The sequence below is a fragment of the Nocardia sp. NPDC056541 genome, assembly GCF_042794235.1.
Classification (GTDB): Bacteria; Actinomycetota; Actinomycetes; order Mycobacteriales; family Mycobacteriaceae; genus Nocardia.
In genome coordinates, this window is the sequence record NZ_JBHTUD010000005.1 from 89,741 (window position 1) to 113,095 (window position 23,355).

Sequence of the window (23,355 nt, forward strand, 5' to 3'; positions counted from 1 at the left end):
CCATAAATTAGCACAAACTGCAATATTTCAGGAACTGCAACTATTTGCCCGAGAAGCGGGCCGCCTCTTCGGGCAGGTCGACGCCGCGTTGATGCCGGGAAAAGGACCGCCCCGGGGCGACACTGGAAGTCGTGGACATCGACCCCGGGGACAGCGCTGCGCAGGCGCCCGCGCGAACCAGAATGCCGACGTGGCTACCTCGGGCCATGGTGCTGGCACTGGTGTTCTTCGGATTGTTCCTGCTCGCGGACTGGGCGTTCCACCGGCTGACCGGCATCCTGATCATCTTGTTCGTCGCGTTCTTCATCTCGCTGGCGATGGAGCCGCCCGTCGCGCTGCTGGTGCGGCGGGGGGTACCGCGTGGTCTCGCCACCGGCCTGGTATTCATCGCCACCTTCCTCTGCGTGCTGGCCTTTCTCGCCGCACTGGTGACCCTGCTCGTGGAGACGGCGACCAACCTGGTCCATGAGACGCCACGACTGCTCGACGAGGGCGTGGACTGGGTCAATCACACCTTCGGACAGCACTTCACAACGCACGACCTGAGCCAACGGCTGCTGCGCGAATCAGACCTGCTCGAGAGCTACGCGCACACCGCCGCCGACAATGCCTGGGGCGTGTCGACCACGGTCCTGGGCGGCTTGGCCCAGGTCCTGACCATCGCGCTGTTCAGCGTCTACCTCACCGCGGGCGGCCCGAAGGTGCGGCGCACGGTGTGCTCGCTCCTGCCGCCGGCCCGCCAGCAGACCTTCCTGCACGCCTGGGACCTCGCCATCGACAAGACCGGCGGCTACCTGTTCTCGCGGTTGCTGCTGGCGATCGTCTCCGCGATCGTGCACGGGGTATTCCTGTCGATCCTGCACCTGCCCAACCCCATCGCGCTCGGGGTCTGGTTCGGCGTGATCTCCGCGTTCATCCCGACCATCGGCACCTACATCGCCGCAATCGTTCCGGTCTTCGTGGCGCTGACCGTCGACCCGATGGACGCGGTATGGATCATCGTGTTCGCGGTTGTCTACCAGTGGTTCCAGGACTATCTGCTACAGCCTCGGATCACCGCGCGCACCGTCGACGTCAATGCCGCGATCGCCCTGCTGTCGGTACTCGCCGGTGGCGCGCTGCTCGGCGCGGTCGGCGCACTGTTGGCCATTCCGGCCACCGCGACAGTGCAGGCGTTCCTGTCCGAGTACGTCAAACACTATGCGGTGACCGAGGATCCGCGCATCGATCAGACGACACCGCGCCGCAAACGTTCCGCCCACACAACCACAGACGCAGCCGCAGCCGCTGCCGCTGCCGAGGACGCTGTCTCGCAGAAGGACAGCGACTAGGGCGCGTCCCCGTAGATGACGAGCCAGATCGCGCGACCGAGTGATTCGGCCAATTCCTCCTCGCCGACACCGGTTTCGGCGGCGAAGGCGACCGAGATCGTGCGTTCGACCATCGAGGTGAGAATCAGGGCGGTGGCTCGGGGATCGAGCTGCGGCCCGACGCGGCCCGACGCCTGTTCGGCCGCCAGCCGGGCACGCACCAGTTCGGCGAAGGTCGCCACTCGGGAACGCCAGTAGGCACCGACCTCCCGGTCGTAGGAGCCCACTTCGGTCAGGGCGAGCAGCAGATAGCGATGGTCGCGGAAACCGCCGATCATCGCGCGCATGGCCAGCACGACTCCGGCCTGCTGATCGGTGTGCTCGGCACTCCACCACATCTCGGCCGCGGCGAACAGATCGGCGGTGGCCAACTCGGCCATTCGGATCAGCAGTCTGCTCTTGTCCGGAAAGTAGCGATAGAAGGTAGATCTCGCCGACCCGGACGCGGCGGCGATCCTCTGCACGGCGATCTCGGTGAACGGCGTGCCGTCGGCCAGCAGGTCTTCGACCGCGGTCAGGACCCGTCGTTCGAATTCCGCCCGCCGGTCGTCAGCGGGTTTGCGCGCCGATCGCGGGACACGGGTCAGTGAGGGCATCGGCTATCCGTCGCCGATGCCGCACCGGGTGCGCTGGCATTGCCCATGCGTCCCATTGTGCCCGTAGACCCGCGGGCCGCCGTGGTGGCGGGGGTAGGGGCCGCGGCAATCCCCCTGTCCCGGTTGGCTATTGACACCTGAATACGGCCCGCCTCATCATCAATCGGACACACTGTCCGAGACTCAGTGACCGAGGTGGTCTTCATGGTCGATTCCCCCGTCACCGCAGTCGAAAGGACCGACGTCGTCGTGGTCGGCGCGCGCTGCGCGGGGTCGGCTACCGCGGCGACACTCGCGAGGGCGGGTCGCGCTGTGGTCGTGCTCGACGCCGCCATCTTGCCGTCGGACACCCTGTCCACCCACCTGCTCTGGCCGGCCGGGCTGGCCGAGCTCCAGCGCCTCGATGCATTGGCCGCCGTCGAAGCACTCGGTGCGCCACGGTTGACCAGGGCCTACGCACAGGCCGCGGGCCACGGTGTCGGTTCTGGCTTTCCCTCGGTCGACGGCATCGACTACGCGATGTGTGTGCGCCGCACCGGACTCGACGCCGTGCTGGTGCGCACCGCGGTGAACGCGGGCGCGCAGGTGCGGCCGCGCTGCCGGGTCACCTCGGTGGTCTGGGACGGGAACCGGTGCGCCGGTGTGCGATACCTCGACGCCGCGGGCCAGACCAGGGAGATCCGCGCCGCGCTCGTTGTCGGCGCGGACGGGCGGCGCAGCACCATCGCCCGCGCGGTGGGCGCCGAACGACCTTTTCTGAGCGTGCCGAGCGGGCGCGACTGCTATTTCGCCTACTGGCGCGATGCCGCCGACGCTCCCCGCCACATCGCCGCCCAGTGGCGTGTCGGTGCCGACCTCGGCACCGCCTTCCCGTGCGACGACGGCCTGGTGCTCAGCCTGGTGCAGCCGCCCACGGTCAGCGACCTCGGACGCGGTCCCGGTGTGGCGGAACGCCGCTACGCCGAGGCCCTTGCCCGGATTCCGGATTTGACCAGCCGACTGCGCGGGTGTGAGCGCGTGGGCCGGATCCGTTCCGCCACCGGCATTTCCTCGTACTTCCGCCGTTCCGCGGGCCCGGGCTGGGCATTGCCCGGCGACTCCGGACACTTCAAAGATCCCGTCACCGCGCAGGGCATCCGCGACGCCCTGCACTATGGACGCACGCTCGCCGAGTCGGTCGACGAGGTTCTCCACGACCCGCGGGCTCTCGACACTGCCCTGTCGGAGTGGGAGCGCCGCCGCGTCGTCGAGTGCCGCGAGATCTTCCACTGGACGAATCGGCTGGCACGTGGTGAAACGTTGCGGCCCTTGGAGATCGAGCTCTACCGCACCGCCGCCGACGACCCGGAACTGGCGGAGATCACCGCGGGCATCTTCTCCCGCACCCACCGGCCCGCCGAGCTGTATACCCCGTCCCGCGCACTGGGCCTCGCGGTCCGCGCCTCGGTCCACCAGTGGGCACATCTGCCCGCCGTTCTCTTCGACGTGGCACGCGAGATCCGTGACTCGACCAGCGAATGGCGAACCACGCGGACAACCCTGCGCGGCAACGCAACCGATGACTGCCCACCACCGAACCCGCCTTTCACCCTCACCACCGCAGGTCCAGGAGAACACCATGCCTGATCAGCCGACACCGTTGTCAGCACCGATCACCCGCCGCACTGCGCTGCGCGCCGGGCTCGTCGCCGGAGCCGCACTAGCCGTGACTCCCCCGGCCTTCGCCGCAGCGACGACTGCCCGGCGTTCGCCACTATTGCGCTCCGGCGGCAAGTCGGTGGCGATATTCGGTGGCGGCATGGCCGGGCTCAGTGCCGCGCACGAGCTGGCCGAGCGAGGCTACGACATCACCGTCTACGAGCCCGCGTTCCTCGGCGGAAAAGCCCGCAGCATGGGCGTGCCGGGAACCGCGTCGCCCGGTCGTCAGCATCTGCCGGGTGAACACGGGTTCCGCTTCTTCCCCGGCTGCTATCAGCATGTCCCCGACACGATGAGCCGAATCCCGTTCCCCGGCAACCCGAACGGTGTGCTCGACAACCTGGTGCGGGTCGAGGGCACGGTCGCCGGATTCCAGGACCTGCCGCCGATCTTCGCCCCGGTCGAGCTCGGTGGACTGAGTCAGTTGACGCCGGAACTGGTGCAGAACAGCATCATCGGCGCGCTCGGCTTCATCCCCGACCTACCACCACACGAGCTGGCGTTCTTCGCCAAGCAGATGCTCGTGTGGTTCACCTCCAGCACCGAACGACGCTTCGGCCAGTGGGAATACGTGACCTGGGAACAGATCATGCAGGCCGAGGGCAAGTCGCCCGCGTACCGGAAGTACCTGGTGAACGCGCTCACCCGGATCACCGTCGCCGCGAAGCCGCAGACCAGCTCCGCACGAACCATCGGCACGATCGGCGAGGCGCTGGTCCTGGCCGCGTCCGGCACGGTTGCGCAGTTCTCCGGTGGCGTCGACCGAATCCTCAACCGCCCGACCAACGTCGCCTGGATCGATCCGTGGGTCGACTACCTGCGCACGCTCGGCGTCCGCTTCGTCATGGGGCAGGGCCTGGCCGCATTGCGGATGGCCGGCGGTCGCATCGCCGCCGCGACGATCAGCGGAACAGGTGGGACCACGACAGTGACAGCCGACCACTATCTGTGCGCCATGCCGGTCGACCGCGCGGTCGACCTCCTCGACGACACGATCATCGAGGCCGATCCGCGCCTGGGCGGGATGCGAAACCTGGTCACCGACTGGATGGTCGGCATCCAGTACTACCTGCGCCGCCCCACCGACATCCCCGAGGGACACATCGCCGCGTTGGGCTCCCCCTGGGCCCTCACCGCGCTGCGCCAAGCCCCCATGTGGGTGGGCGACTTCCCTGCCACCTACGGCGACGGCTCGGTGCTGGAATGCCTGTCGGTCGACATCTCCGACTGGGACACACCCGGAATCCACTTCGGCCGCACCGCCAAGGAATGCACCGCCGCCGAAATCGCCATCGAGACCTGGGCGCAGCTCAAAGCCTGGCTCAACACCGGCACCGACTGGCTACGCGACGAAGACATCCACTCCTGGCATCTGGACCCCGGCATCACCTGGTCGGGAACCACCATCCACAACGAAACCCCGCTGCTGGTCAACACAGTCGGCTCCTACGACAATCGTCCCGACGCACACTGCGCGATTCCCAACCTCTATTTCGGCGGTGATCATGTCCGCCACCACATCGACCTGGCCACCATGGAGGGCGCCAACGAATCCGGTCGCGCGGCGGCCAACGCCATCCTCGACGCCGCCGACGATCCGAGTCCGCGCGCCCAGATCTTCCCGCTGGTCTCCCTCCCCGCTTTCGCTGCCGCCAAAGCCATCGACGCGGACCGCTTTCGCGCCGGCTTACCTCACCTGCTCGACGGCTGACCCTTGACCATCCGCAGTTTCTGGTGCACGCTGACACCACATCATTGTGGTGTCAGCGTGCACCATAATTATTCGAGGCGGCCCGCCCAGAATCGGATGAGGTAACGATGCCCTGCTGTCTGCCGGCGAGCTACCTCGTCGCGGGATTCCAGCGGCTGCGCCGTCGCCCGGCCACGGAGACCGACACCGCGAGTTTCGCTCCCCGTTCGCGATGCGCTACGCCACCCTCTGGCAGCACGATCATCACGCCCACGCGAGGCAGGCGAGCCATATGCCGGTCCCGCCGCTCAGCTGCGCATTCATGGCGATCTCCACCCCTCGACAGCCTCTGACAGCTGCCAGCCTTCGAACGGAGCCGACCATGACCACACCGTCTCCCGTGCCCACCGCACCACACAAAGGGACCTCGCTGCTTCGCCGATACGTCGGCGATCGACGATTTCTGCTCGCCCTGCCGCGCGCGGTGGGGCTACAGATTCTGCACCCGGCCATCGCGACAGCTCTCGACGAACACATGGCGATGCGGCTGTGGTACCACAAAGCGCGAACCGTGTCGCAGACGGTTCACATGGCCTATCACGATCGGGACCAGCAGCACCGCATGGTCAACATTCATGGGCACATCGGCGGAACCGACGACCGTGGCGCGCGCTTCCACGCACTGAATCCGGACCTGTTCCACTTTCAGCACGCGACCTATGTGGAGACGCTGGTGGTCGCGATCAACACCTTCATCGCGCCGATGTCGGATCGCGACCATGAACGGCTGTACGAGGAATGCTGCGAGTGGTATCTGCGATTCGGCGTGTCGGCGCGGGCCATGCCGCAGGACTGGGCGGGTTTCGGCGACTATTTCGAACGGGTGTGCGCACAGCAGTTACGCCTCACCCCAGCCGGTCGCACGCTCGCACCCGAGATCGTGCGTCCGACCAGCTGGGTCCCGCGACTCCTGCCATCCGCCGCCGTCCGCGAGTTGCTCCACCCTCGCACCAAGGAACTGCTCGACGTCCGGTCCAGACCGGGAGATCGGGCCGCGTTCCGCTCCTACGCCACCGGCCTGCGGATGGCGGCGACGGTAGCACCGCGCAGGATTCGCTACGTTCCTTCCGCGCGCGCCGACAGGCGCGCAGGTCTCGTCCATCGTGCGGGCCGGGAGCTGTAGTCGGATCCGATCCAGCTTTCCTGATCACCATTTTGATTCCCTTTCCTCTTCACCAGTGAGAGAATCCTCGGTAACATATAGCGGTCAAACACGGCTTCCACCTGTTCTGATATTTGCAAGCAGGGGCAAATAGCGGATGAACATGGCGGATCCGTTTCGACCCGAAGATCTGAGCCGGTCATCGAAATGACAGAGTGATATACAAAACATCTCACTCTGTCTAAGGTGGTTGGTAGTCCGATACGGCTATCCAGGAGAAAATGTGTCTGATTCCGCCACACCCACCGTCGACGCCGCTGAACTGGCTGTTCGCAACCCAGCGTCCGGAGAACTGGTCGGCACCGTCGCCGTGTCGACCCCGGAGGAGGTCGCCGCAGCCGCGGCCGCGCTGCGCACAGCACAGCCGCGGTGGGCTTCGATCAGCGCGGCCGGGCGCAAGCAGTGGCTGCTCAAGCTGCAGGATTGGGTGCTCGACCACAGCGACGAGCTGGCGGACTCGATTCAAGACGAGTCAGGAAAGCCTCGGGTGGAGGCCGAGGTCGAGGTCGCGTTCACCGTCGACCTGCTGGGCTACTACGCGCGAAACGCCGCGAAGTTTCTCGCCGATACCGCCGTGAGCCCCCACACCCCGTTGATGCGGGTCAAGAAGCTGACCACCACGTACACGCCGTATCCGGTGGTCGGCATCATCACGCCGTGGAACTTCCCTCTCGCCATGCCTGCCTCCGACCTCGTCCCGGCGCTCGCCGCGGGCGCCGCGGTGCTGCTCAAGCCCTCGGAGGTGACCCCGCTGACGCCGCTCGCCCTCGCGCGCGGCTGGGCCGAGATCGGTGCGCCGCCGGTGTTCACGGTGGTCTCCGGATCCGGCGCCACCGGCGCCGCGGTGGTCGGCAACGCTGATTTCATCCAGTTCACCGGCTCCGGCAACACCGGTCGCCGCATCGCGGTCGCCTGCGCGGAACGCACGCTGCCCTACAGCCTCGAGATGGGCGGCAAGGACCCGGCGATCGTGCTGGCCGACGCCGACCTCGACCGCGCGGCCAACGGCATCGCCTTCGGCGCACTGACCAACGCCGGACAGCTGTGCGTGTCGGTGGAGCGGGTGTACGTCGAGGCCGCGGTGTACGACGAGTTCGTGAACAAACTGGTGGCCCACGTCAAGACGCTGCGGCTCGGCCGCGACGACCGCAGCGGAAACATCGACGTCGGTCCCCTCGCCAACCAGGCCCAGCTCGACATCGTCACCCGCCACGTCGATGACGCGCTGGCCCAAGGCGCGCGAGCGCTCACCGGCGGCAAGGCGACAGGCGAGGGAAACTTCTTCGAACCGACGGTGCTGGTCGACGTCGATCACTCGATGTCGTGCATCACCGAGGAAACGTTCGGCCCGACGATCCCGGTCATCAAGGTCGCCGATGCGAACGAGGCGATCCGGCTCGCCAACGACTCCGAGTACGGACTGTCGGCCTCGGTGTGGACGGGCAACAAGTCCCGCGGGCAGGCAATCGCGCGGCGACTGGCCGTCGGTGCGGTGAACATCAACGACGCCACCATCAATCTGTTCAATTTCGCGCTCCCCCACGGTGGTTGGGGCCAGTCCGGCACCGGGTACCGATTCGGCGGTGCCGACGGCGTGCGCAAGTACTGCCGCAAGCAGGCGATCACGGCTCCGGCGCTGCCGACCCAGAAGTCCGAACTCGTCTGGTACCCGTACAGCCTCAAGAACTTCGGCTTCATGCGGAACGCGATGCGCGCGACCGGCGCTCGCGGTCGGCGCCGCTTCGGCAGGTAGGGGTCGGGCCGCGGACGGATGTCTCACCGAGCCGGTGACTCATCTGTCCGCGGCACGCGGTGGTCGCTGCCCCACGCCAGGGAATCAGCGAGGCGCGGCGCCGGTCTCCTGGGTCACCGTGCGCACGTCCAGCGGACGGAACCCGGGTGCGATGTGATCGCGGGCGAATCGGCGCGCCGCCGCTTCGTCGTCGAGCGGGATGACCGTCGGCCTGGTCAGCACCAGCGAGAGCGCGGTACGCGCCACCAACTCGGCAACGGGGAGCGGGTCGTAGGCGGGGAGCTTGCCCGCCTCCTGCAAGCGGGTGATGAACTCGGCCAGGAAGTCACGACCGAGCTCGATCACCGGCGCTCCACCGGTGGTGAGGTAGGGCAGGACGGTGGCGGCGTCGGTGGCGAGGAGGCGGTCGAGCAACGGGTTGTTCCGCAAGCCGAGGGCGAAGGCAACGAACAGTTCGACGATCTGGTCTTCGGCGCTGGCGCCCTCGTCGGCCTGCCGGCGCATCGAGGCGTCGGCCTGCTCCAGCAGGTGGCGCACCTGCCAGAGCCCCACCGCCTGGACCACGTCGGTCTTCCCACCGAACCGGCGATACAGCGTCGCCAGGGACAGACCGCCACGGCGGGCTACTTCAGCCATGCTGGTGCGCTTGATCCCGAAGTCCAGAAACGCGGCCAAGGCGCCGTTCAGGACGTCGGCGTTATCGCGCTCGACACCGCCGTGTCCGCGAATACGTGCCAGCAACCTGATCGACTCGGCCATATCCCATTCCCCTCAGCTGACAAGAGCCCGAACATAATGTGGTCTGCCGGTAGCCCGCAACCTCGACTCTGTCAGACCAGGGGGCGGCCGAGCCGCTGACGCCGCCGCATGTCCCGCAGCATCGTCGAGTACGGCACGATCCGCGCACGGACGGGTAGCCGTCCGTAGACGGCCCCGATGGCACGGAACATCAGCCGATGCCGCCGCTCCTGTTCGTCGGTCCACGGAAGGTAGAGCTGTGCGCGCATGGTTTCGGGCAGCAGTCCGGTGACGGCGAAACGATGAAAGTCGGCAAGCCGACGCGGCCTCGGAACATTGCGCAATCCGACCAGCTTGCGCAGATATTCGGCGACCAGGTCGTCGATCTGCATGTTCGCCAGCCCCGATTCGAAGTAGCTGTCGAAAGCCGCCAGGTCTGCAAACCACATGTCGGGCCTCATCTGCAACCCGGTGCCGAATCTGGCCCCGTACTGCACGAAGACCTCTTTGGTGGCCCTGTCCAGTGGCCCGTAGAGGCGTTCGTGGGTATCCATGACTCCCCAGCACAGGCAGACCGCGACCCACTTCTGCAGTTCGGGGTCGAACGCGTTGTACTTCACCTCGGCGCCGGGCGCGGAACGAACGCGTCGATGGACGCTACCCACGGCCTGTCGATACTCGTCCCGGTCCTGCTCGGTACCGAGCATCGCCACCGCGATGTAGGTCAGCGTGGTGCGCAACCGCTTCCACGGATGGACGTCGGCGCGGCCGGAGTCGACGGTGCTCTCGACGACGCCGTAGCCCACCGGCCGGTTCGCGAGCTGCACGATCACATTCGCGCCCGCCCCGGCGAAGGCGCCGATCCCGTCGAGGAATCGCTCGATGTCGAAGTCCTCGACGGTGCCGTATCGACACCGCAGGACTCCGTCGACATCGCTCGCCGTCACAGGATCGGTCACCGTTGACACTTGACGCATAGTCCTGCGCCTCCTTCTTCTGAGAGCCACTAAGGCAATGATACAGTGAGATGATATTCGACTAATCGACTCAGTGGGGGCTTTCGGTCAGTGCCGCTACGCACCGACGCCCCGCAGCGCCGAAGCGCTGCGGGGCGTCGTGGTGGTTCGACGATGGTGCGGTCAACCCTGAACCGAGTAGCGCAGTGCCGCGGGCGCGGTGGCGGGAACAGCGGGCCGCTTGGGCAGGATCGGTGCGAGGCGGACGTAGGCAGAACCCAGCACGGGACGGGGGTCGGCATCACCCTTGTTGGGCCAGAACGCCATCGCGCGCTCTGCTTGCGCGGTGATGGTCAACGACGGGTTCACCCCGAGATTGGCCGTGACCGCACTGCCGTCGGCGATGTGCAGGCCTGGATATCCGTAGACCCGCTGCCAGGGGTCGACCACGCCGGTGTCGGCGGAGTCACCGATGGTCGCGCCGCCGATGTAGTGCGCGGTGGCCGGAATACCCAGCAGGTCGGTGACCAGATTTCCCGCGTCACCATCGATTTCGGCGGCGTACTCCCGAGCGATCTCGTGCGCGATCGGGATCCACTCGGGATTCGGCTCCCCCGACCCCTGTCTGGTGACCAGACGCCGGCCTTTCAAGAAGGAGGTCAGCGAGTTGTCGAGCGATTGCATCACGAGCAGCACGACCGAGCGCTCGGCAGCACGGTGGACATTCTTCAACCGGATGAACTCGAGCGGATGCGCCGCCACCATGAGCAGTAGCCGCAGCATCCGGAACGCGCCGCCGTCGACCATCGGCAGGCCCTGGGTGAACAGCGCGTTCTGTCCTTTGCCGTACGAGCACACCTCGATATGGGTGTGCGGCTCGGGATGAATCGAGGAGGTGATCGCCACACCCTGGGACAGGTCGTACCGGCTACGACTGCATACCGCGACCACCGCCTCGGAATTGCTTCTGGTCAGCTCCCCGAGCCGAGGCGACAACCCGGGCAGCACACCATCGTTTCGCATGCGGTGCAGCAACTTCTGGGTACCCAACGCAGCCGCGGCGAAGACGACCTGGCGCGCCGTGAACCGGCGCCGGTTCCGGCGGACGATACCGCCCGACCGCATGGTCTCCACGAGGTAGCCGCCGTTGCCGTCCGGCCGCACCGAGGTGACCGTGGTGAGCGGGTGCACTTCGGCACCGTTGCGTTCGGCCAGGTACAGATAGTTCACCGTGGTGGTGTTCTTGGCATTGTGTGTGCAGCCGGTCAGGCATTCGGAGCAATGAATGCAGCCCGCGCGCGTCGGCCCGGCACCACCGAAGTACGGATCGGGCACCTCCGCGCCCTCCGCACCCTCGTTGAAGAAGACCCCGACATTCGTGCGATGGAACGTGTCGGCAACCCCGCGGCCCTCGGCAATCTTCAGCAGCACTTCATCTTTGGGCCCGACGCGCGGATTGGTTTGCACGCCGAGCATCCGCTTGGCCTGGTCGTAATACGGCGCCAGCTCCGATTTCCAGTCCGTGATGTGCGACCACGCACGGTCTTCGTAGAACGCGGGCAGCGGCTCGTACAGGGTGTTGCCGTAGATCACCGACCCACCACCGACACCCGACCCGCTGAACACCGCGCACTTGCCGAGAACGCTGATCCGCTGCGGCCCGGTCAAGCCGAGTCGGGGCATCCACAGCGACTTGCGGATATTCCAGTTGGACTTCGGGAAATCCTCGGGATTCCATCGCCGCCCGGATTCGAGAACACCGACGCGGTAGCCCTTCTCGGTCAGCCGCAGCGCGGTGACGCTGCCGCCGAAGCCGGAACCGATCACAATCACGTCGTAGTCGTATTCGGTCATGACGCTCACCGCCCCCCGTGTCCGTCGACGACGTACTCGGTCAGCGCCCTGCGCACGATCTTGCCGGTGGGATTGCGGGGCATCTCGTCGAGGAACACCACGTCACGGGGCACCTTGTACCTGGCGAGGTTGTCCTTGACATAGTTCTTGATCTCCTGCGCGTCGGGCTTGTCGTCCGTGGCGGCGACGACGAAGGCGCGCAGCCGCTGTCCGAAGTCCGCGTCGTCGACACCGATCACCGCGACATCGGCGATATCGGCGCGACCCGCCAGCAGATTCTCCACCTCCAGCGGATAGACGTTCTCGCCACCGCAGACGACCATGTCGTCGTCGCGGCCGTCGATGAACAGCAGCCCATCAGCGTCGAAGTGGCCCATGTCCCCGGTCGACATGTACCCGTCGATGATCTGTTTGGTCTTCCCGTCGGTGTACCCCTCGAACGGGGCGACGGTGCGGGCGAAGATTCGCCCCGAGACGTTCGCCGCGGTGATTCGGCGATCGTCGCTGTCGTAGAGCGCGATGCGCGCGGTGACCGGTGCCCGCCCGACGGTGCCCGGCGCACGACGCAATTCGTGCGGCTGGGCGACAGCGGTGATCGCGACCTCGGTGGAGCCGTACCCGTTGTAGAGCACGTCACCGAACGCATCCTGCCATCGGATCGCCAGGTCGGGGGGCAGCGGTGCGCCGCCGACGAAAACCGTGCGCAGCGTCGAGGTGTCGTACTCGGCGATGACGTCGGGACCGAGCGCGAGGATGCGGTTCAACTGGGTCGGCACCGCGACCAGCATCTCGACCGAATGCCGCTCGATCGCGGCCAAGGTTGCCTGCGCGTCGAAGCGGCGCCGCAGCACGATCTCGGCACCGAGCGCGCTGGCTATCGTCCAGGTCCCCATCCCGGTGGTGTGGAAAACCGGAGTCGCGATCATGACGACCCCACCGCGAGGGAACGGCACCCGGTCGACGACCAGGGCGGTGGCGAACGGAGAGACCTTGGTGCGCGGCGCACCCTTGGGCAGACCGGTGGTGCCGCTGGTGAGGATGATGAAGCCCGCGGGCCGGTCCGGCGGGGGCAGCGGGGCACTACTGTTCGCCGACACCAGCATGTCGATGGTCACCGTGCTCGGCAGCGGCGTGTGTTCCGCGTCGACCCAGGTGAGGATCCGGGGCATCGTCTCGGGCAGGGCATCGATGAGCCCGGCGAATTCACTGTCGAACAGAATCGCGCGAACCTGTTCCCGCACAGCGACTTCGGTGAGTTGCGGCTTGGCGAAACTGGTGTTCAGCATGGCCAGCCGCAACCCTGCCTTGCCTGCCGCCACCATCGCCAGCACCAGGCCACGATGGTCGCGGGCCAGCACGCCGACCACCTCGCCGCCGCGCAGGCCCTGCCCGAGCAGACCGTGGGCCAAGGCGTTGGACTGTTCGTCGAGCTCGCGGTAGGTCAGCACGCCGCGCTCGTCGGCCAGCGCGGGTTCGTCGGGCCGATCGGCCGCACCGGCGCTGATCATCGCCGCTTGTGGGCCGTAGGAGTTGTTGAGCGCGATCATGCGCTTGATCCGGCGCGGTCGCCACAGGTCGATCAGGCCGGTCTGGTGCAACCGGCGCACCGCCCGCACCTTCTCGCATACCTCGGCCGCGGTGCCGTTGGTCAGCTTCATCGATGAGCCTCTTTCGAATTCCGGTCCGCGAATATCACTGGCCCGCAGGCGTTGTCGTGTTGGTGGTCAGGTGATAGTGCTCGGGGCGCAGGGCTCGGGTCTGTAGTCGATAACTCAGGACCGCGCCCGGCCAGTTGTTGGTGATCCGGCCCGCGGCGTTGCGATACCAGCTCGAGCACAGACCCCACGGCGTACGGGCGAGCCGGGCTTGCAGCTTCACGTCGTATTCCTCGGCCACCGCACGCCGGACATCGAGGGTGTGCGCCGGGTGGCGGGACAGTTCCTCGAGCGCCTGGCGGATGTAGCGAGCCTGCGATTCGATCATGTAGACGATCGAGCCGACGCCCAGGTTCGTGTTGGGCCCGTACACCATGAACATGTTCGGGAAGCCGGGCACCGTGATGCCGTGGTAGGCGCGGGCACCGCCCTGCCACTCGTCCTCGAGCTTGCGCCCGTTCGCGCCGCGAATCGCCACCGGCCACAGGAATTCGGTGCCCTTGAACCCGGTTCCGTAGATGATCACGTCGACTTCGTGCAGCACGCCGTCGGCGGTTTTCACCCCGGTCGGCACGACTTCGGCGATCTCGGTCGTCTCCACCCGCACGTTCGGCTGGGTGAGTGCCGGATAGTAGTTGTTGGAGAACAGCCCACGTTTGCAGCCGGCCGGGTAGTCGGGCGTCAGTTTCGCGCGCAGTTGCGGGTCGCTGACCTGCGTGCGCAGATGGTTCACGGCGATCCTGGTGACCAGGCCCCTGATCGCGGTGACATCAGCGATGCCCAGTGACAGAAACTCGCACAGGGCCCAGACCGCGAATCGCTCGGCGAGGCGAACCGGCGGCACCGTCGCGAACATCCGGTGATGCCACGCCTTGTACTCGACATCGGGCTTGGGCAGCACCCACGCCGCCGAGCGCTGGAACAGTGTCAGGGCCCCCACCTGCGGCTGGATCGCGGGCACGAACTGGATCGCGCTGGCACCGGTGCCGACAACGGCGACCCGCTTGTCCGTCAGGTCGACGCTGTGGTCCCACTCCGCGGAGTGGAAGGCGGGTCCGGCGAACGAACTGATCCCGGCGATGGTGGGCAGCGCGGGCCGCGAGAGCTGACCGACCGCGGAAATCAGCACGTCGGTGGTTGCCTCGTAGCCGTCGGCGGTGCGCACCGTCCATTTCCCGCTCGCATCGTCGAATTCGGCTTCGGTCACCTCGGACCCGAACCGGATCCGCTCGCGCAGGCCGTTGTCGCGCGCCACATCCCGCAGATACGCGTGGATATCGGGCTGTCCCGAGAACCGCTTGGGCCAATCGGATTTCGGCGCATACGAGTACGAGTAGAGCGGGGAGGGAATATCGCACCCGGCGCCCGGGTAGGTGTTCTCCCGCCACACCCCACCCACATCCGACGCCCGCTCCAGGATGACGAGGTCGTCGAAGCCGTGGCGCAGCAGTTCCATCGCCATGCCGAGGCCGCCGAACCCGGTGCCGATGATGACAGCGGACGGCATTGTCCGAGTGCGCATAGCCCAGCTCCTCGTGTCAGTGATCTCTGCGGTCAACGGTAGGTCGCCGCGGACGCGAGAACGAGGATGCCCGCGGACAGAAAATTGACATTTCAGGCCATAATGGAAGGCATGCGCGCGCGACAGGAACCAGCAGTGGACACGTGGGACTTCCCCCGGGGTGTTGCCAGCGTCGCCGTGATGCACCGGTTCGCCGTCGAACACGGAGCCGACGCCACGTCGATCCTCGCCGGTACGGGTCTGTCCGTCGCCGACCTCGACTCCGCCGACCGCCAGATCGATGCCCGCACGGAATTGCTGGTGGTTCGCAATCTGCTGCGCGAACTCGGAACCCGGCCAGCGCTCGGCATCGAGGTGGGGCGCAGTTACCGCATCAGCGCCTTCGGTATCTACGGCTACGCCTGGATCACCAGCCCCACCCTCGGCGAGGCGATCTCCTTGGCGCTGAGCTACTTCCAGTTGAGCTTCGCGTTCTGCACACCGGTCGTGGAGCTCCACGACCAGCAGATGGTTGCCCGGATCCGACACGATCGGATCCCGGATGACGTCCAGCAGTTCCTCGTCGAACGCGACACCTTCGCGATGCATCGGGTGCTCGACGACCTGCTCGGCCGACCGGTGGATATCCACCAGGCGCGGTTCGCGTTCCCGGAACCCGGCTATGGCGACGACATCGCCGCGATCCTGGGCGTGGACCCCCGATACGGGCAGGCCGAAACCAGTATCACGATCACCGCCGAAACCCTGAATCAGCCACTGCCGCAGGCGAATCAGGCAACGCTGGCGCTGTGCCTGGCGCAATGCCGTGAACTGATCGACCGCCGGACCACCCGCACCGGGATAGCAGCCGAGGTTCGCGACCATCTGCTGGCAGGCACCGGTACCGCGGGAATCGCGATTCCGCCGTCGCTGGACGCGGTCGCCCACGACCTCGGCACCACCGGCCGCACGCTACGACGGCATCTCGCCACCGACGGCACCAGCTACCGCGTCCTGCTCGACGAGGCGCGGCGCGGTCTGGCCGAGGACATGCTGACCGCCACCGCACTCTCGGTCGAGGAGATCGCCGTGCGGCTCGGCTACACCGAGGCGGCCCCCTTCATCCGCGCCTTCAAGCGCTGGACGGCCACCACTCCGGCCGCCTACCGGCGCACCCGGGGTCGCCGCTGATCACGGCGACCACCGACCGCCGAGCATTCCCTATTGACGCCGTGCCAATATATCTGACAATCTGTTTCCGCAGATTGAGGCAGATTGCGTCCTGGGAGGCACGGATGACCGCACAAGCGGGCTGGGTAGACGATGAGATCGAAGCCGTTCGCGAACTCGCGACGAAGTTCTTCGAGAAAGAGGTGCTTCCTGGCGCCGAGCGGTACAAACAGCAGGGTCACCCCGACCGTGACCTCTACCTCAAAGCAGGCAAGCTCGGGTTGCTGGCCCCGTCTGTTCCCGAAGAGTACGGCGGCGGAGGCGGCACCTTCGCCCACGAGGCGGCGATCATCGAGGCCCAGTCGAAGGCAGGCGACACCTCCATGGGCCTCGCGATCCACTCCGGGATCATCGCGCCCTACCTCGTCGAGTTCGCCTCCGAAGAGCTCAAGGCGCGCCTGCTGCCCAAGGTGGTCAGCGGCGAGTGCCTGCTCTCGATCGCGATGACCGAACCGGGAACGGGATCGGACCTGCAGAACATTCAGACCAGGGCGGTGCGCGACGGCGACGAGTACGTCATCACCGGTTCGAAGATGTTCATCAGCAACGGCGCGCTCTGCGACGCGGTCATCATCGCCGCCAAGACCGACCCCGACAAGGGCGCCGCCGGGGTGTCGCTCATCGTCGCGGAGGTCGGTGACGACACCCCCGGCTTCACCCGCGGGCGGACCCTGTCCAAGATCGGCGGCACCGGCCAGGACACCGCCGAGCTGTTCTTCGACGGCCTGCGGGTGCCGGTCGGCAACCTGCTCGGCGAGGCCGAGGGCCAGGGCTTCTATCAGATGATGCAGCTGCTCCAGCAGGAGCGACTCGTCTGCGCGGTGATGGCCGTGGCGTCGATGGAGGCCGCGGTCGCGATGACCATCGCCTACACCAAGGATCGGCAAGCGTTCGGAAAATCGCTGCTCGGCTTCCAGAACACCAAGTTCGAGCTCGCCGAGTGCGCCACCATCGCCAGAATCGGTCGCGTCTTCCTCGATGACTGCCTCACCGACCACCTGGCAGGCGAGCTCGACGTGGCAACGGCGTCAATGGCCAAATACTGGCTCACCGATCAGTTGAGCGTGGTCGCCGACCGCTGCCTGCAGCTGTTCGGCGGATACGGGTTCATGACCGAGTACCCGATCTCGGAGATCTTCACCAGTGCGCGGGTGCTTCGTATTCTCGCGGGAACGAACGAGATCATGAAGGAACTGATCGCCCGTTCGCTGTAGCCCGTTCCAGCACAGAACCCCCGCCGCCCGGTATTCCCGGGCGGCGGGGGTTCTGTTCGTCGTCGTGACCGTCAGCCGAGAGTTTCCCCGGCGGCGGCCTTGACTCGCAACGACTCCGGGACCTCGAACCGGTCGCCGTAGGCGGCCCGCAGCTCATCGGCACGCGCGACGAAGCCGGCCAGACCGCCCGCGTACTGGTTGATGTACTGGATGACGCCGCCGGTCCAGGCCGGGAACCCGATGCCGAAGATGGAACCGATGTTCGCGTCCGGCACGGTGCGCAGCACACCCTCGTCGAAACACCGCACGGTATCGAGGGATTCGGCGAACAGCATCCGTTCCTGCATGTCGATGAACGCGATGCCGTGATCGTCGCGGGTGTACTTCTCGACCAGTCCCGGCCACAGGCCCAGCTTCTTGCCGTCGGCGTCGTATTCGTAGAAGCCGCGACCCTCGAGCCGGCCCGGGCGCTCGAAGTCGTCGACCATCGCGTCGACGAGCGGGTACGCCTTCGAGTCGACCCAGTTCTTGCCCTCGGCGAGCAGATTCTCCTTCAGGCTGCGCCGGATCTTCTGCGCCAGCTTCATATTGATCTCATCGGCCAGCGCCAGCGCACCGACCGGGTACCCGGCCTGGGTGGCGGCCTGTTCGACCGAGGCCGGATGCACGCCCTCGGCGACCAGCGAGATCGCCTCGTCCATGAACTGGCCGATCACCCGGCTGGTGAAGAAGCCGCGACTGTCGTTGACCACGATCGGGGTCTTCTTGATGGCGAGGGTGTAATCGACGGCACGGGCGATCGCCTCGTCGCTGGTCTGCTCGCCGACGACGATCTCGACCAGCGGCATCTTGTCCACCGGGGAGAAGAAGTGCAGTCCGATGAAGTCCTTCGGCCGCTGCACGCCCGTGGACAGATCGGTGATCGGCAGGGTCGAGGTGTTGGATCCGAGCAGCGCGTCCGCGTTCACCAGGTGTTCGATCTCGCCGAACACCTTCTTCTTCAGACCCGGATCCTCGAACACCGCCTCGACGACGAAGTCGCAACCCGCGGCGTCGGCCGGGTCCGCGGACGGGTGGATGCGACCGAGGATCTCGTCGTACTTGTCCTGGATGATCGCGCCCTTGCGCAGGGCCTTGTCGAGCAGCTTGGCCGAGTAGGCCTTTCCGCGCTCGGCCGCCTCGATCGTGACATCCTTGAGCACGACCTGCATGCCGGCGCGGGCCTGCACATAGGCGATGCCCGCGCCCATCATGCCCGCGCCGAGCACGAGGACCTTCTCCGGCGTGCGCACGGGGAAGCCTTCGGGGCGGCTGCCGCCCTTGTTGATCGTGCCCAGATCGAAGAACAGTGACTTGATCATGTTCGTCGAGACCTGGCCACAGATCAGGTGGGTGCAGTAGCGGGTCTCGATCGCGAAGGCGGTGTCGATATCGACCTGCGCGCCCTCCACCGCGGTCGCGAGCACCGCGATCGGTGCGGGCATCGGCGAACCCTTGAGCTGCTTGCGCACATTCGCCGGGAACGCGGGCAGGTTGGCCGCCACCGCCGGGCTCGACGGGGTGCCGCCGGGGACTTTGTAGCCCTTCACGTCCCACGGCTGCGCGGCCTCGGGGTTGGCCGCGATCCAGGCGCGAGCCTTGTCGAACATCTCCTCGCGGGTGGCGGCGACTTCGTGAACGATGCCGACCTGCAACGCCTTCGCGGGCTTCATCCGCTGGCCCTGGCCCACGACGTTGAGCACCGCGCTGGTGATACCGAGCAGCCGAACTGTCCGGGTGACACCACCGGCACCGGGCAGCAGACCGAAGGTGACCTCGGGCAGGCCGAGCAGGCTGCCCTTGGCGTCGAGCGCGATCCGGTGATGGGTGGCCAGCGCGACCTCGAAACCGCCGCCGAGCGCGGTGCCGTTGATCGCGGCAACCACCGGCTTACCCAGCGTCTCGAGCCGACGGAACGCCGCCTTGTAGGTGTCGAGGCCGAGTGCGATCTGCGGTGCAGTCTCCGGTGTCGCGTTCATCAGCAGGTTCAGGTCCCCGCCGGCGAAGAACGTGTCCTTGCCAGAAGTGAGGATGACCCCGTCGAAGCTGTCGCGCTCGGCCTCGAGCCGGTCGACGGTCGCGGTGAGGTCGCGCGCGAACGCCTCGGTCATCGTATTGGTCGACTGGTTCGGGTCGTCCATCGTGAGCACGAGCACCCGATCGGCGCCGAGTTCCCAGGCAATCATGTTGTCAGTCATTGCTTTTCGTTGTTCCTTCGGTATCGGAGTCCGACGCTCAGACGCGCTCGATGATGGTGGCGATGCCCATGCCACCGCCGATGCACAGCGTGATCAGCGCGCGGCGCGCTCCTCGTCGCTCGAGCTCGTCGACCATGGTTCCGGTGATCATGGCCCCGGTCGCGCCGAGCGGGTGGCCCATGGCGATGGCGCCGCCGTTGACGTTGAGCTTCTCGTCGGGGATGTTCAGCTTCTTCTGGAAGTTGAGCACCACCGAGGCGAAGGCCTCGTTGAGTTCGAACAGGTCGATGTCGTCGACCGTGAGCCCGGCCAGCGCCAGCACCTTCTCGGTCGCCGGGACCGGGCCGGTCAGCATGATCGTGGAATCGGCGCCGCTCACCGCGGAGGCGACGACTCGGGCGCGCGGCGTGAGACCCGCGGCGACACCGGCGGATTCACTGCCGATGAGTACCAGCGCCGAACCGTCGACGATGCCGGAGGAGTTGCCGGCGTGGTGGACGTGGGTGATCTTCTCGACGTGGTGGTAGCGCTGCATCGCGACGGCGTCGAAGCCGCCCATCTCCCCCATCGCCGCGAACGACGGGGTGAGCCCGGCCAGGCTTTCCACTGTGGTGTCGGGGCGCATGAACTCGTCGTGGTCGAGCAGCACCGCGCCGTTGATATCACGCACCGGGACAATGGATTTGGCGAAGTAGCCACCCGACCAGGCGGCGGCGGCCTTGCGCTGCGAGCGCACCGCGAAGGCGTCGACGTCCTCACGGGTGAAACCCTCGATCGTGGCGATCAGGTCCGCGCCGACACCCTGCGGCACGAAGTAGGTGTCGTAGTTGGTGACCGGATCCATCGCCCACGCGCCGCCGTCGGAGCCCAGCGGAACCCGCGACATCGACTCCACGCCACCGGCGATGACGAGCTGCTCCCAGCCCGACCGCACCTTCTGGGCGGCGGTGTTGACGGCCTCGAGACCCGAGCCGCAGAACCGGTTGAGCTGCACACCGGCGACGGTGTCGGGCAGCCCGGCCGCCAAGGCGGCGGTCTTGGCGATATCGGCGCCCTGATCGCCGACCGGCGACACGACGCCGAGCACGATGTCATCGATCGCCGCCGGATCGAGTACCGGATGGCGGGTCTTCAGTTCGTCGATGAGCCCGACCACCAGGTCGAGCGGCTTGACGCCGTGCAGGGCGCCGGTCTTCTTGCCACGCCCACGCGGCGTGCGGATCGCCTCGTAGATGAATGCCTCGGTCATGATTCTCTCTCCTCGCTCGAATCTGACAACAGGATGCAGCAGATTTGGAAATCTGACAAGGCTTTGTGGCAGACTCGGCGCATGGTCAAGGATCGTGCGTACGCGGGTGTGCCTGCCGAACAGCGGCGCGCGCAGCGCCGGGTCACGTTCCTGGAGGCCGCCAGGGAGATCGTCGGCACCCAGGGCTCGGCCCGGCTCACCGTCGGCGGCCTCTGCCGCCAGGCCGGACTGACCGAGCGATACTTCTACGAGAGCTTCACCAACCTGGACGCCGTCGTCACCGAGGTCTACGACCAGGTCATCGGTGAGCTGACCGAGCTCATCGCCGTCCGTGTGCGCGCCGCGCCCGACCCCCTGCGCGACAAGGTGCACGCGGCCATCGCCGCGGGCCTGCAGGCGGTCGCCGACGACCCGCGACTGATCCGCATCGCCTTCACCGAAGCCCAGCTCAACCCCGCCCTCAACGCACGCCGCACGGCGACGATCCGCGGCTTCGCCGCGCTGGTGCTGGCGACGGTGAACAAGCAACTCAGCCCCGAAAGCACCGGCGCCGCGGGCGCATACGGCGAGCTCGCCGCTATGCACCTCGTCGGCGGGCTGTACGAGACCGTGTACGGCTGGCTCAACGGAGCACTCGATCTGACCAGAGACGAGCTCGTCGACGAATCGACCGAGATCTTCCTCGCCGTCGTCGAGCAGATCCTGGGACCCGAAAGCCTCCTGAGGCGCCGGAGCTAGCCCGACGCCCCGATCAAGCGCGCGGCGCACTCCTACCGCCGCGCACGTGCTGACCCCTTTCGGACGCGAGCGCTTCGCGCCTCAGCCGCGATCGGCCGGGCAGCGAGTTCCGTTCCGCACGAGCGGTTTCCATTCTGTACGAACACATCGACGTTGTGCGAGTATGACTGACAAATTCTCTCATTCATTCTCACATTCATCGATTGCCCGGAGGTACCGATGGGGCAGCAAGAATCCCCGCACGTCCTGGTCGCGGGGGCGGGCCTGGCCGGATTGGCCACGGCGGTCTGGCTCGCGGAGACAGGCCACCGCGTCACCCTCGTCGAGAAGCGAGGACGCCTCGGCGGTCGCACGATCTCGTTCGAGGTGCCCGGTATCGAAGGCAGGGTCGACAACGGTCAGCACCTGTTCGCCGGTTGCTATGACGCGCTGCTGCGCTACGTCGATACCATCGGCACGCGCGAGCAACTCTTCTGGGACGCCCCGCCGTTCGCGATCAGGACCGGGCCCGACCGGCTGCTGACCCTGCGCGCGCCCGCCTGGCTGCCGGGCACGCTGCGCCGCGCCGTCGGGCTGTCCTGGATGGTGTGGCCACCGATCCCGCTGCGCGAACGGCCCGCTGCCCTGCGCACCTGGGCGCGGATCGCCCGCGCCGCGCTGCGCCCGGCACCGGAGCTCGACGACCTGACCGTCGATCGCTGGTTCAGGCAGATCGGTGCGCCGCAATCGTTGCGCGCGTTGGTGCTCGATCAGTTCGTCATCGGTCTGCTCAACGAGAAGACCGAGCGGGTGTCGGCCTCCCTGTTCGTCCAGACCCTGCACTGGATCGGCAAGCGCGCGCTGTCAGGGAACAGCAGGGCCGGTGACGCGGTCTGGCCGCGGGTGAGTCTGCACGAGTTGTTCGTCGCACCCGCCGAGCGCTATCTGAGGGCACACGGCGCGGAGATCGTCGTCGGTGCCGGAGTCACCGATCTCGAGATCGTCGACGACGGGCTCGCCGGTGTGCAGCTCTCCGACGGGCGGGTCATCGAGGTGGACGCGGCGGTTCTCACCTTGCCGCCGTGGTCGCTGACAACACTGCTCGATCGCGGCCGGCTCGGGCAGTACGACCACTTCACTCCCGTGCGCAAGATCGAGCCCGCCCCGATCTCGAGCGTGTATGTGTGGCTGGATCGTCCGCTCAGGATGCGCAGGCTCGCGGAGAATCTGCGCGACACCACCATCGAGTGGGTTTTCGACACCACGGGGATGCACGGCGTCGAGACCGAGGCAGGGCACTGTTACTCACTGGCCGTGAGCGCCTCGTGGGATGTCGTCCATCTACCCAATGCCGAATTCACCGCGGCGGCACTGCGATCGCTGGCCGAGCACTACCCCGAGTTCGCCGAGGCGCAGGTGCTGCGCACCCACGTCATCCATCAGCCGCAGGCGACCTTCTCGGCGCAGCCCGGTTTCGACGCGCTGCGCCTGCCACAGCGCACGCCGATCGAGGGCCTGTTCCTCGCGGGCGACTGGACCGAGACCGGCATGCCCTCGACGATGGAGGCCGCTGCCGAGAGCGCGGTCCGCGCCGTCGGCGCAGTCCACGAATATCTCGTCCCCCATACCGGCGACAGCAGAATTAAGTGACTCTCCATTCTAGGCACTGACGACT

Annotated in this window: 17 protein-coding genes; 9 read left to right on the forward strand and 8 right to left on the reverse strand. The window is 66.9% G+C overall.

What is annotated here, in order from left to right:
* The first annotated feature begins 131 nt into the window (after positions 1 to 131).
* Positions 132 to 1,331 carry an AI-2E family transporter gene (locus ACFQ9R_RS10345; RefSeq protein ID WP_378990127.1) on the forward strand — a complete coding sequence of 400 codons (1,200 nt, stop codon included), beginning with the start codon at positions 132 to 134 and terminating at the stop codon, positions 1,329 to 1,331.
* Here ACFQ9R_RS10345 and ACFQ9R_RS10350 read toward each other — a convergent pair.
* Positions 1,328 to 1,966, reverse strand: a complete 639-nt coding sequence (locus ACFQ9R_RS10350) for a TetR/AcrR family transcriptional regulator (RefSeq protein WP_378990129.1) — start codon at positions 1,964 to 1,966, stop codon at positions 1,328 to 1,330. The genes ACFQ9R_RS10345 and ACFQ9R_RS10350 overlap by 4 nt on opposite strands.
* 204 nt (positions 1,967 to 2,170) lie before the next feature.
* On the opposite strand from ACFQ9R_RS10350, the gene ACFQ9R_RS10355 reads away from it, so the two are divergent.
* From ACFQ9R_RS10355 to ACFQ9R_RS10370, 4 genes are all read left to right on the forward strand, one after another.
* Positions 2,171 to 3,592, forward strand: coding sequence for an NAD(P)/FAD-dependent oxidoreductase (locus tag ACFQ9R_RS10355; RefSeq protein WP_378990130.1), 1,422 nt, complete (start codon positions 2,171 to 2,173; stop codon positions 3,590 to 3,592).
* The gene (locus ACFQ9R_RS10360; protein WP_378990131.1) at positions 3,585 to 5,375 is read left to right on the forward strand and encodes an FAD-dependent oxidoreductase; all 1,791 of its coding nucleotides are present in this window, start codon (positions 3,585 to 3,587) and stop codon (positions 5,373 to 5,375) included. The genes ACFQ9R_RS10355 and ACFQ9R_RS10360 overlap by 8 nt, the downstream gene beginning before the upstream one ends.
* Positions 5,376 to 5,736: 361 nt before the next feature.
* Positions 5,737 to 6,537, forward strand: a complete 801-nt coding sequence (locus tag ACFQ9R_RS10365; protein ID WP_378990132.1) for an oxygenase MpaB family protein — start codon at positions 5,737 to 5,739, stop codon at positions 6,535 to 6,537.
* Between the two features lie 262 nt (positions 6,538 to 6,799).
* Positions 6,800 to 8,329, forward strand: coding sequence for an aldehyde dehydrogenase family protein (locus ACFQ9R_RS10370; protein ID WP_378990133.1), 1,530 nt, complete (start codon positions 6,800 to 6,802; stop codon positions 8,327 to 8,329).
* An 84-nt stretch (positions 8,330 to 8,413) separates the two neighbouring features.
* On the opposite strand, the gene ACFQ9R_RS10375 is transcribed toward ACFQ9R_RS10370, so the two are convergent.
* The 5 genes from ACFQ9R_RS10375 to ACFQ9R_RS10395 all read right to left on the reverse strand — a co-directional run bounded on the left by ACFQ9R_RS10375 (position 8,414) and on the right by ACFQ9R_RS10395 (position 15,054).
* Positions 8,414 to 9,088, reverse strand: a complete 675-nt coding sequence (locus tag ACFQ9R_RS10375; RefSeq protein ID WP_378990134.1) for a TetR/AcrR family transcriptional regulator — start codon at positions 9,086 to 9,088, stop codon at positions 8,414 to 8,416.
* A 71-nt stretch (positions 9,089 to 9,159) separates the two neighbouring features.
* The gene (locus ACFQ9R_RS10380; RefSeq protein WP_378990135.1) at positions 9,160 to 10,026 is read right to left on the reverse strand and encodes an oxygenase MpaB family protein; all 867 of its coding nucleotides are present in this window, start codon (positions 10,024 to 10,026) and stop codon (positions 9,160 to 9,162) included.
* 180 nt (positions 10,027 to 10,206) lie between these two features.
* The gene (locus ACFQ9R_RS10385) at positions 10,207 to 11,877 is read right to left on the reverse strand and encodes a GMC oxidoreductase (RefSeq protein WP_378990138.1); all 1,671 of its coding nucleotides are present in this window, start codon (positions 11,875 to 11,877) and stop codon (positions 10,207 to 10,209) included.
* A 5-nt stretch (positions 11,878 to 11,882) separates the two neighbouring features.
* Positions 11,883 to 13,535: an acyl-CoA synthetase gene (locus tag ACFQ9R_RS10390; protein ID WP_378990139.1), complete on the reverse strand. Its 1,653-nt coding sequence runs from the start codon at positions 13,533 to 13,535 to the stop codon at positions 11,883 to 11,885.
* Positions 13,536 to 13,569: 34 nt separating this feature from the next.
* Positions 13,570 to 15,054: a flavin-containing monooxygenase gene (locus ACFQ9R_RS10395; protein WP_378990141.1), complete on the reverse strand. Its 1,485-nt coding sequence runs from the start codon at positions 15,052 to 15,054 to the stop codon at positions 13,570 to 13,572.
* 111 nt (positions 15,055 to 15,165) lie between these two features.
* Between ACFQ9R_RS10395 and ACFQ9R_RS10400 the strand changes: the two genes are divergently transcribed.
* Together ACFQ9R_RS10400 and ACFQ9R_RS10405 are read left to right on the forward strand one after the other, a co-directional pair.
* A complete protein-coding gene (locus tag ACFQ9R_RS10400) occupies positions 15,166 to 16,224 on the forward strand; it encodes an AraC family transcriptional regulator (RefSeq protein ID WP_378990143.1) in 1,059 nt (352 codons plus the stop codon).
* 104 nt (positions 16,225 to 16,328) lie between these two features.
* Entirely contained in the window at positions 16,329 to 17,477 is a 1,149-nt protein-coding gene (locus ACFQ9R_RS10405) for an acyl-CoA dehydrogenase family protein (RefSeq protein ID WP_378990145.1), read from the forward strand.
* Positions 17,478 to 17,548: 71 nt separating this feature from the next.
* Here ACFQ9R_RS10405 and ACFQ9R_RS10410 read toward each other — a convergent pair whose 3' ends face one another.
* A complete protein-coding gene (locus ACFQ9R_RS10410; protein ID WP_378990146.1) occupies positions 17,549 to 19,714 on the reverse strand; it encodes a 3-hydroxyacyl-CoA dehydrogenase NAD-binding domain-containing protein in 2,166 nt (721 codons plus the stop codon).
* 37 nt (positions 19,715 to 19,751) lie between these two features.
* Positions 19,752 to 20,966, reverse strand: a complete 1,215-nt coding sequence (locus ACFQ9R_RS10415; RefSeq protein WP_378990421.1) for an acetyl-CoA C-acetyltransferase — start codon at positions 20,964 to 20,966, stop codon at positions 19,752 to 19,754.
* Positions 20,967 to 21,044: 78 nt separating this feature from the next.
* Between ACFQ9R_RS10415 and ACFQ9R_RS10420 the strand changes: the two genes are divergently transcribed.
* Together ACFQ9R_RS10420 and hpnE are read left to right on the forward strand one after the other, a co-directional pair.
* Positions 21,045 to 21,701 (forward strand): TetR/AcrR family transcriptional regulator, encoded by a 657-nt coding sequence (locus tag ACFQ9R_RS10420; RefSeq protein WP_378990433.1) that lies wholly within the window; start codon positions 21,045 to 21,047, stop codon positions 21,699 to 21,701.
* Between the two features lie 219 nt (positions 21,702 to 21,920).
* Positions 21,921 to 23,330, forward strand: a complete 1,410-nt coding sequence (gene hpnE, locus ACFQ9R_RS10425) for a hydroxysqualene dehydroxylase HpnE (protein ID WP_378990148.1) — start codon at positions 21,921 to 21,923, stop codon at positions 23,328 to 23,330.
* The last annotated feature ends 25 nt before the right edge of the window (positions 23,331 to 23,355 follow it).

Coding starts and splice junctions, on each gene's coding strand:
- ACFQ9R_RS10375 (WP_378990134.1), bottom strand. CDS start 9,088: ATGGCCGAGTCGATCAGGTTGCTGGCACGTATTCGCGGACACGGCGGT.
- ACFQ9R_RS10420 (WP_378990433.1), top strand. CDS start 21,045: ATGGTCAAGGATCGTGCGTACGCGGGTGTGCCTGCCGAACAGCGGCGC.
- ACFQ9R_RS10405 (WP_378990145.1), top strand. CDS start 16,329: ATGACCGCACAAGCGGGCTGGGTAGACGATGAGATCGAAGCCGTTCGC.
- ACFQ9R_RS10395 (WP_378990141.1), bottom strand. CDS start 15,054: ATGCGCACTCGGACAATGCCGTCCGCTGTCATCATCGGCACCGGGTTC.
- ACFQ9R_RS10355 (WP_378990130.1), top strand. CDS start 2,171: ATGGTCGATTCCCCCGTCACCGCAGTCGAAAGGACCGACGTCGTCGTG.
- ACFQ9R_RS10390 (WP_378990139.1), bottom strand. CDS start 13,535: ATGAAGCTGACCAACGGCACCGCGGCCGAGGTATGCGAGAAGGTGCGG.
- ACFQ9R_RS10350 (WP_378990129.1), bottom strand. CDS start 1,966: ATGCCCTCACTGACCCGTGTCCCGCGATCGGCGCGCAAACCCGCTGAC.
- ACFQ9R_RS10360 (WP_378990131.1), top strand. CDS start 3,585: ATGCCTGATCAGCCGACACCGTTGTCAGCACCGATCACCCGCCGCACT.
- ACFQ9R_RS10410 (WP_378990146.1), bottom strand. CDS start 19,714: ATGACTGACAACATGATTGCCTGGGAACTCGGCGCCGATCGGGTGCTC.
- ACFQ9R_RS10385 (WP_378990138.1), bottom strand. CDS start 11,877: ATGACCGAATACGACTACGACGTGATTGTGATCGGTTCCGGCTTCGGC.
- ACFQ9R_RS10400 (WP_378990143.1), top strand. CDS start 15,166: ATGCGCGCGCGACAGGAACCAGCAGTGGACACGTGGGACTTCCCCCGG.
- ACFQ9R_RS10365 (WP_378990132.1), top strand. CDS start 5,737: ATGACCACACCGTCTCCCGTGCCCACCGCACCACACAAAGGGACCTCG.
- hpnE (WP_378990148.1), top strand. CDS start 21,921: ATGGGGCAGCAAGAATCCCCGCACGTCCTGGTCGCGGGGGCGGGCCTG.